The sequence below is a fragment of the Caballeronia arvi genome, assembly GCF_001544695.2.
Taxonomy (GTDB): domain Bacteria; phylum Pseudomonadota; class Gammaproteobacteria; order Burkholderiales; family Burkholderiaceae; genus Caballeronia; species Caballeronia arvi.
Map to the genome: position 1 here is coordinate 1 of NZ_FCOM02000124.1, position 8813 is coordinate 8813.

General features: G+C 63.2%; 7 protein-coding genes. 4 read left to right on the forward strand and 3 right to left on the reverse strand.

Going from position 1 to position 8813, the window contains the following annotated elements:
* From AWB74_RS42750 to prpF, 3 genes are all read left to right on the forward strand, one after another.
* Positions 1 to 192 (forward strand): citrate/2-methylcitrate synthase (locus tag AWB74_RS42750; protein WP_327363254.1); only part of this gene is annotated, 192 nt, incomplete at its 5' end.
* Positions 193 to 445: 253 nt separating this feature from the next.
* On the forward strand, positions 446 to 3043 hold the full coding sequence (acnD, locus tag AWB74_RS42755; protein ID WP_061152550.1) for a Fe/S-dependent 2-methylisocitrate dehydratase AcnD: 2598 nt from the start codon (positions 446 to 448) through the stop codon (positions 3041 to 3043).
* A gap of 34 nt (positions 3044 to 3077) precedes the next feature.
* Positions 3078 to 4271: a 2-methylaconitate cis-trans isomerase PrpF gene (gene prpF / locus AWB74_RS42760; RefSeq protein ID WP_061152551.1), complete on the forward strand. Its 1194-nt coding sequence runs from the start codon at positions 3078 to 3080 to the stop codon at positions 4269 to 4271.
* A gap of 66 nt (positions 4272 to 4337) precedes the next feature.
* Here prpF and AWB74_RS42765 read toward each other — a convergent pair whose 3' ends face one another.
* Positions 4338 to 5642, reverse strand: coding sequence for an MFS transporter (locus tag AWB74_RS42765; protein ID WP_061152552.1), 1305 nt, complete (start codon positions 5640 to 5642; stop codon positions 4338 to 4340).
* 94 nt (positions 5643 to 5736) lie between these two features.
* The gene (locus tag AWB74_RS42770; protein WP_061152553.1) at positions 5737 to 7116 is read right to left on the reverse strand and encodes an NAD(P)H-dependent oxidoreductase; all 1380 of its coding nucleotides are present in this window, start codon (positions 7114 to 7116) and stop codon (positions 5737 to 5739) included.
* A 142-nt stretch (positions 7117 to 7258) separates the two neighbouring features.
* On the opposite strand from AWB74_RS42770, the gene AWB74_RS42775 reads away from it, so the two are divergent.
* Positions 7259 to 8173 carry a LysR family transcriptional regulator gene (locus AWB74_RS42775; protein ID WP_061152554.1) on the forward strand — a complete coding sequence of 305 codons (915 nt, stop codon included), beginning with the start codon at positions 7259 to 7261 and terminating at the stop codon, positions 8171 to 8173.
* On the opposite strand, the gene AWB74_RS42780 is transcribed toward AWB74_RS42775, so the two are convergent.
* Positions 8109 to 8813: citrate/2-methylcitrate synthase (locus AWB74_RS42780; protein WP_327363257.1), on the reverse strand; the 705-nt coding region annotated here is incomplete at its 5' end. The genes AWB74_RS42775 and AWB74_RS42780 overlap by 65 nt on opposite strands.

The window sequence follows — 8813 nt, forward strand, 5'->3', positions numbered from 1 at the left end:
TTCAGCGCGGTTTCGTATCACATGATGGGCGTGCCGACCGCCATGTTCACGCCGCTTTTCGTGATCTCGCGCACGTCCGGCTGGGCCGCGCATATCATCGAGCAACGCATCGACAACAAGATCATCCGTCCGAGCGCGAATTACACCGGACCGGAGAATCTCGAGTTCGTCCCGCTGGCCAAGCGTGCCTGATACACGAGATACGCAAGTTACTTGAGGGCGTTGGGCTCCGCTGCCGCACCAAGCAGCGGGCCCTTTTTTCAGGCTACGAGCCTGCCTCAGCGGCAGGCCATGCAGCGCCGGTCATCACCGATACGAGTCATACTCTTACCTCGGACGGAAAGGCCAGCGGCATCCGAATAGCCCGACTTTCGAACCCAAGGGGTTTCCCCCACAATACCTTGAGCATGGCACCGAAAGACCATGCCATGACCGAGACACCGCGATGAATACTGCAAACCGCAAATCCCTGCCCGGCTCCTCACTCGATTACTTCGATGCGCGCGCAGCCGTCGAAGCCATCGCGCCCGGCGCTTACGACAAGCTGCCTTACACCTCGCGCGTGCTCGCGGAAAACCTCGTGCGCCGCTGCGATCCGGCGATTCTCGATGCATCGCTCACGCAGCTCGTCGAAAGGAAGCGGGAGCGCGATTTCCCGTGGTTCCCCGCGCGCGTCGTCTGTCACGACATTCTCGGGCAAACGGCGCTGGTCGATCTCGCCGGCCTGCGCGACGCCATCGCGGACCAGGGCGGCGACCCCGCGAAGGTGAATCCGGTCGTGCCCGTGCAGCTCATCGTCGATCATTCGCTCGCGGTGGAATGCGGCGGCTTCGATCCGGACGCGTTCGCGAAGAACCGCGCGATCGAAGACCGGCGCAACGAAGATCGTTTCGATTTCATCAACTGGACCAAGAAGGCGTTCAGAAATGTCGATGTGATTCCGCCGGGCAACGGGATCATGCATCAGATCAATCTGGAGCGCATGTCGCCCGTGATTCACGCGGTCGATGGCATCGCGTATCCGGATACGCTCGTCGGCACCGACAGCCACACGCCGCATGTCGATGCGCTCGGCGTGATCGCGATCGGCGTGGGCGGCCTCGAAGCCGAGAACGTGATGCTGGGCCGCGCGTCGTGGATGCGCCTGCCGGATATCGTCGGTGTCGAGCTCTCCGGCAAGCGTCAGCCGGGCATCACGGCGACCGATATCGTGCTCGCGCTCACCGAATTCCTGCGCAAGGAAAAGGTCGTCGGCGCGTATCTGGAGTTCTACGGCGAAGGCGCATCGAGCCTCACGCTGGGCGACCGCGCGACGATCTCGAACATGGCGCCCGAATACGGCGCGACCGCCGCGATGTTCTATATCGACGAGCAGACGATCGAGTATCTGCGTCTCACCGGCCGCGACGACAAGCAAGTGAGCCTTGTCGAGCACTACGCGAAAACCACTGGCCTGTGGGCCGATTCGCTCGATCACGCCGAATACGAACGCGTGCTGCATTTCGATCTGTCGACGGTCGTGCGCAATATGGCCGGCCCGTCGAATCCGCACAAGCGTTTGCCGGTCTCGGAACTGGCGACGCGCGGTATCGCGGGCAAATGGGAAGACACGCCTGGGCAGATGCCGGACGGCGCGGTGATCATCGCGGCGATCACGAGCTGCACGAACACCAGCAATCCGCGCAACGTGATCGCGGCGGCTTTGCTTGCACGCAATGCGAACGCGCAAGGCCTCACGCGCAAGCCGTGGGTGAAGTCGTCGCTGGCGCCGGGTTCGAAAGCGGTCGAGCTGTATTTGCAGGAAGCCAATCTGCTGCCCGATCTGGAGCAGCTCGGCTTCGGCATCGTCGCGTTCGCGTGCACGACGTGCAACGGCATGTCGGGCGCGCTCGATCCGGCGATTCAGCAGGAAATCATCGATCGCGATCTGTACGCGACCGCCGTGCTCTCGGGAAACCGCAACTTCGATGGCCGCATTCATCCGTATGCGAAGCAGGCGTTTCTCGCGTCGCCGCCGCTCGTCGTCGCGTATGCGATCGCGGGCACGATCCGCTTCGATATCGAACGCGATGCGCTCGGCGTCGGCAAGAACGGCCAGCCCGTGTATCTGAAAGACATCTGGCCGAGCGATGAAGAGATCGACGCCATCGTCAAGCAGAGCGTGAAGCCCGAGCAGTTCCGCAAGGTCTATGAACCGATGTTCGCGCTGACGCCGGCGAGCGGCGAGACCATCAGCCCGCTCTACGACTGGCGCGCGCAAAGCACCTATATTCGCCGTCCGCCGTATTGGGAAGGCGCGCTCGCGGGAGAGCGCACGCTCAAGGGCATGCGCCCGCTCGCCGTGCTCGGCGACAACATCACGACCGATCATCTCTCGCCGTCCAACGCGATTCTCGCGAACAGCGCAGCGGGCGAATATCTCGCGAAGATGGGCTTGCCCGAGGAAGACTTCAACTCATATGCGACGCACCGCGGCGACCATCTGACGGCGCAGCGCGCGACCTTCGCGAATCCGACGCTCATCAACGAAATGGCGCTCGTCGATGGTCAGGTGAAGAACGGCTCGCTCGCGCGCATCGAACCGGAAGGCAAGGTCACGCGCATGTGGGAAGCGATCGAAACGTACATGGAACGCAAGCAGCCGCTCATCATCGTCGCGGGCGCGGATTATGGGCAGGGCTCGTCGCGCGACTGGGCCGCGAAGGGCGTGCGGCTCGCGGGCGTCGAGGCGATCGTCGCGGAAGGGTTCGAGCGCATTCATCGCACGAACCTGATCGGCATGGGCGTGCTGCCGCTCGAATTCAAGGCAGGCGCGAACCGGCAGACGTACGGCATCGACGGCACCGAGACATACGATGTGATCGGCGAGCGCAAGCCGCGTGCGGATCTTACGCTCGTGATTCATCGCAGGAACGGCGAGCGTGTCGAAGTGCCCGTGACGTGCCGTCTCGATACGGCAGAAGAAGTGTCGATCTACGAAGCCGGCGGCGTGCTGCAACGCTTCGCGCAGGACTTCCTGGAATCGTCGAAGGCAGCGGCCTGATATCGCACGCTGCCCTCTCTAACAAAGGAATCACATGGCACACGCACCTCAGATCAAGATTGCCGCGACCTACATGCGCGGCGGCACCAGCAAGGGCGTTTTCTTTCGGCTGAACGATTTGCCCGAAGCGGCGCGCGTGCCCGGCCCGGCGCGCGACGCGCTCTTTTTGCGCGTCATCGGCAGCCCGGACCCGTACGGCAAGCAAATCGACGGCATGGGCGGCGCGACATCGAGCACGAGCAAGACGGTCATCGTGTCGAAGAGCACGCGGCCCGGTCATGACGTCGACTATCTGTTCGGGCAGGTTGCCATCGACAAGCCGTTCGTCGACTGGACCGGCAATTGCGGCAATCTGTCAGCGGCGGTCGGTCCGTTCGCGATCTCGGGCGGCCTCGTCGATCCTGAACGCGTGCCGGACAACGGCATCGCGACCGTTCGCATCTGGCAGGCGAATATCGGCAAGACGATCATCGCGCATGTGCCGATGACGAGCGGCGCCGTGCAGGAAACCGGCGACTTCGAGCTGGACGGCGTGACCTTCCCCGCTGCCGAAGTGCAGCTCGAATTTCTCGATCCCGCAGCGGAGGAAGAAGGCGCGGGGGGCGCGATGTTCCCGACCGGCAACGTCGTCGACGATCTCGAAGTCCCCGGCATCGGCACCTTCAAGGCGACGATGATCAACGCCGGCATTCCGACGATCTTCCTGAACGCAGAGGCCATCGGCTACAAGGGCACCGAGCTACAGGACGCGATCAACGGCGACGACGCGGCCCTGAAGCGCCTCGAGACCATCCGTGCATACGGCGCGCTGCGCATGGGGCTGATCAAGAGCCTCGATGAAATCGTCAAGCGTCAGCACACGCCGAAAATCGCGTTCGTCGCGCGGCCGGCGGAATATGTCGCATCGAGCGGCAAGCGCATCGGCGCGGACGATGTCGACGTGCTCGTGCGCGCAATGTCGATGGGCAAGCTGCATCACGCGATGATGGGAACGGCCGCGGTCGCGATCGGCACGGCGGCGGCGATTCCGGGCACGCTCGTCAATCTGGCGGCGGGCGGCGGCGAGCGTGAAGCGGTGCGTTTCGGTCATCCGTCGGGCACGTTGCGCGTGGGCGCGGAGGCCGTCGAGTCGAATGGCGAATGGCAGGTCAAGAAGGCCATCATGAGCCGAAGCGCACGCGTGCTGATGGAAGGCACGGTGCGCGTGACGACCGACGTGGCGCTCTGAGATTAGCGGATTGGTCAGCAGCCCGAGCGCCCGCAGCAAGCGGGCGCTTTTTGTTGAACCATCGCATCAACGATCGGCGAGCTTGCCCGAAATGGCCCGCACCGCGAATGCGCCGACGACCATGAAGCCCGCGACCGCATAGAGGCCGATGCTGTTGTTATGCGTGGTCACGTTGAGCCAGCCGACCATGTAGGGCGACACGAAGCCCGCGAGATTGCCGACGCAATTGATGCCCGCAATGCCCGCCGCAGCGGACGTGCCCGCGAGGAACGCGGCGGGAATGCCCCAGAACAGCGACAGCGCCGACAGGATGCCCGCTGCCGCGACGCTCAACGCGATCACCGCAAGCGCCGGTTGATGCCCGACGTAACCGCTCGCCGCAAAGCCGATCGCTCCGATCACGAGCGCCACCGAGAAGTGCATTCGGCGTGAGCGGAACCGGTCGGCACTCATGCCGGTAAGAATGATCGCCGGAATCGCGACGATATACGGGATTGCCGAGAGCCAGCCGATCAGCTCGACATTCGTGAGCCCGCTGTCCTTGATGATCGACGGCAGCCAGAAGCTGATCCCGTAGAGGCCGATGATCTGGCAGAAATACACGCCGCACAGCTTCCAGATGTTGATGTCGGACAGGAACGCGCGCGCGTTGTGATGCGCCGTCTTGTCCGCCTCCTCGCGCTCGACCGCATGCGTGACGAGACGCTTTTCATCGTCGGTCAGCCACTTCGCCTGCCCCGGCTTGTCGACCATGAACCACAGCACCATGATGCCGACGACGAGCGCGGGAATCGCTTCGATCAGAAAGAGCCATTGCCACGCCGCCAACGTCCCCGAGTGTCCGAACGCCGAGAGAATCCAGCCAGACAGCGGCCCGCCGACGATGCCCGCGAGGGGAATCGCGATGTAATACACGCCGTAGGCGAAGCCGCGCTTTTTCGCCGGGAACCAGTACGTGAGATACAGCATGATGCCCGGAGAGAAGCCCGCCTCGGCGACACCCAGCAGAAAGCGCACCAGATAGAACTGAAACGGCGTCTTCACGACGAGCGTGAGCGCCGAGATGATTGCCCACGTGATCATGATGCGCGCGATCCAGCGCCGCGCGCCGACGCGATGCAGGATCAGATTGCTCGGCACCTCGAATATGAAATAGCCGATGAAGAAAATACCTGCGCCGAGGCCGTAGACGGCATCGGAGAAACCGAGATCGGACAGCATCTGCAGCTTCGCGAAGCCCACATTCACGCGATCGAGATAGTTGCAGAGATAGCACAGCACGATGAACGGCATGATGCGCCACGTGATCTTGCGGTACACGTCCGTCGTGCCGGATTGTGCGACGCCTAGCGTTTCGCTGATTTGGCTCATGTCTCCTCCGTCGCCCTTTGCCGGGCGTTGAGAGTGCGAAGCGCCCGGGCCACCGAACGGACCGGGCGCAAGGGATCAAAGAACGTTAATGTTGCTAGCTGGCGAGTTTTTGCGCCGGCACCTCCAGCTTCATCTCGGCGCGGAAGATGTCTTCCATTTCACGGCGCACTCGAATCGATTCCTTGTTCGCATCGAACGCGATATCGCTCCAGCGCACGGGCTGTCCGGCCGCGACCGGACGTTGCAGCACGACGTTATGCGCGAGACCGATGGGCAATGCGCCGTGCATCAGCGAATCGGCGGCGGGCATCAGCTTGCCGTAGACGGTATGGCCGCCTTCGCCGTCGAGACGCTCGCCCGCACGCAGATCGCGCTTTGCGGTGGCCGCGACATCGCCATGAAAGCCCGAGGTCGCGCCGGTCGCTTCGCCGCGCACCGCGATGCTCGCGATCGAATGCCCCAGTTCGAGGCCGATCAGGTGATACGGCTTGTACATCGCGGCGAAGCGGCCCGTGCTGTCGGTCTTGAGGCCGTACTGCGCGAAGCAGTCGCGCACGTAGTCGGTCGGCGCTTCGAAGACCGCGTACACGCCCCAGCGCAGATCGCGGAACACGGGGCGTCCGTCGCGTTCGAGCGACGACACCACTTCGACGCTGCCGCGATGCGCAAGGATGCCGCCGTCCGATTGCGGACGCAGAAGTGTCGGGAGATCGTCGACGCCGCATGCGGGAAACGCGAGGCCATCGGCGGGCGGGCGCAGATCGCAGGCGTTGGACACGGCCGCCATTTCGAGCGCGGATTTCGTGCCGTCGAGAAACGAGTTGAACATCTGCGCGTTGAAGTCGCCTGAGCCGACCTGCTCTTCGGTGAAGCCGTAGTGACCCCAGACCGTATCCGGCGTCGATTGATGATAGACGGGCAGATACTTCGTGCCCTTGCCGGCGCAGATCACTTCCATGCCGATGGTGCGCGCCCAGTCGACGAGTTCCGCGATGAGCGCGGGCTGATCGCCCGAGGCCATCGAATAGACGATGCCCGCTTCTTCGGCGCGTCGCGCGAGCAAGGGACCTGCGAGCACGTCCGCTTCGACGTTGACCATCACGATGTGCTTGCGATGCTTGCAGCACAGCAGCGCGTGATGAATGCCGGCCGCGGGGCTGCCCGTCGCGTCGATGACGATATCGACGTGATCGCTCGCAATCATCGCATCGGCGTCGTCGGTGATGAACGTCGAGCCGTTGGCTCTTGCTTCGGTCCATGAACGCGCGGAATAACGCGCTTCTTCCCAGCCCACGCGCCTGAGGGACGCGCGAGCGCGATCGGGCGACAGATCGGCCACGCCGACGAGATGAATGCCCGGCGTGCGCGGCGCCTGCGACAGATACATGGAGCCAAATTTCCCTGCCCCGATCAGACCGACCTTGACCGGCTTGCCTTCCTGCGCACGGGCCTTGAGTTTCGCGATGAGCGACATGCTGTGAGTCTCCTGGATTTTCTCGGCTGTTATGAGAACCGCGCGCGGCATGCTTCGTGTTCGCCGCGTTCAGGAAAAAGATAGCAGGCTGTTTCTTGCAATAGAATGGGCAATTCGGCAACCGTCCTGTGCAAAAATCCCCATGCGCGGCTTCGACTGGGACGACATTCAGGCATTCCTCGCCATCGCGCGCGCGGGCCGGCTCACGGTCGCGGCGCAGCAGATGGGCGTCGATCATTCGACTCTGAGCCGGCGCGTGGCCGCGCTCGAAAAGGCCTTGCGCGTGAGGCTGTTCGATCGCAGTTCGGTTGGATTCGTGCTCACGCCCGAAGGCGAGCGCGCGCTCAGCGACGCGGAAGGCATGGAAAGCCTGGCGATGCAGATGCGTCATCGGCTGGAAGATGCGTCGATTGGTCTGACCGGCAGCGTGCGCATCGGCACGCCGGAGGGGTTCGGCACGTATTTCCTTGCGCCGCGCATCGCGCAGGTGGCGGCGGTGCACCCGCAACTCGAGATCGAGTTGATCGCCAATCCGCGCATGTTCAGTCTCTCGAAGCGAGAGGCCGATCTCGCCGTGAGCATGACGCGGCCCGCACAAGGGCGCGTGTATGCACACAAGCTGACGGATTATGCGTTGGGGGTTTATGCGTCGCGCGATTATCTGGCGCGGCATCGGAAGATCGCGTCGCGGCGCGATTTGCCGAAGCATCCTTGGGTCGGATACGTCGAGGACCAGATGTGGTCCGCCGAGTTGAATTATTTGCCGCAGATTTCGAATTCTCTCGTGCCGACGATCCGCATCTCCAATGTCATCAGTCAGGCGGCTGCCGTTTCGGGCGGCGTGGGACTCGGTGTGTTGCCGTGCTTCATCGCGCGCACCGATCCCAATCTCGTGCGCTTGTTGCCAGAGCAGATCGCGTTATCGCGCTCGTACTGGCTCGTGACGCTCGCGGAAACGCGCGATGTCGCGCGGGTCAGGTGGCTCGCGGATTTCATCCGTAATGAATGTGCGGGAAGCTGGTTTCTGGATCAACCGCCCTTTTGTCCGCCCCAATGAACAACTGACGCGGGCGGCCGATTTTCTGCTCGGGATCGGCAATCATCTCGTTCCACTGCGCGATCCAGCCGACCGTGCGCGCCATCGCGAAGATGCACGTGAACATCGACGTCGGAATGCCCAGCGCGCGCTGCACGATACCCGAATAGAAGTCGACGTTCGGATACAGCTTGCGCGACACGAAGTATTCGTCTTCCAGCGCGATCTTTTCCAGTTCCATCGCGAGCTTGAAGAGCGGGTCGTCGTGCAGGCCGAGTTCGTTCAGCACTTCGTGGCATGTCTCGCGCATCAGCTTCGCGCGCGGGTCGTAGTTCTTGTAGACACGGTGACCGAAGCCCATCAGCTTCACGCCCGAGTTCTTGTCCTTCACCTGCTTGATGAACTCGGCGATGTTGTCGACCGAGCCGATCTCTTCCAGCATGTTCAGCGCGGCTTCGTTCGCACCGCCGTGCGCCGGGCCCCACAGACACGCGATGCCCGCCGCGATACACGCGAACGGATTCGCACCCGACGAACCCGCGAGACGCACCGTCGACGTCGACGCGTTCTGCTCATGGTCCGCATGCAGGATCAGGATGCGGTCGAGCGCGCGCACGAGCACGTCGTTGACCTTGTACTCTTCGCACGGGTTCGAGAACAT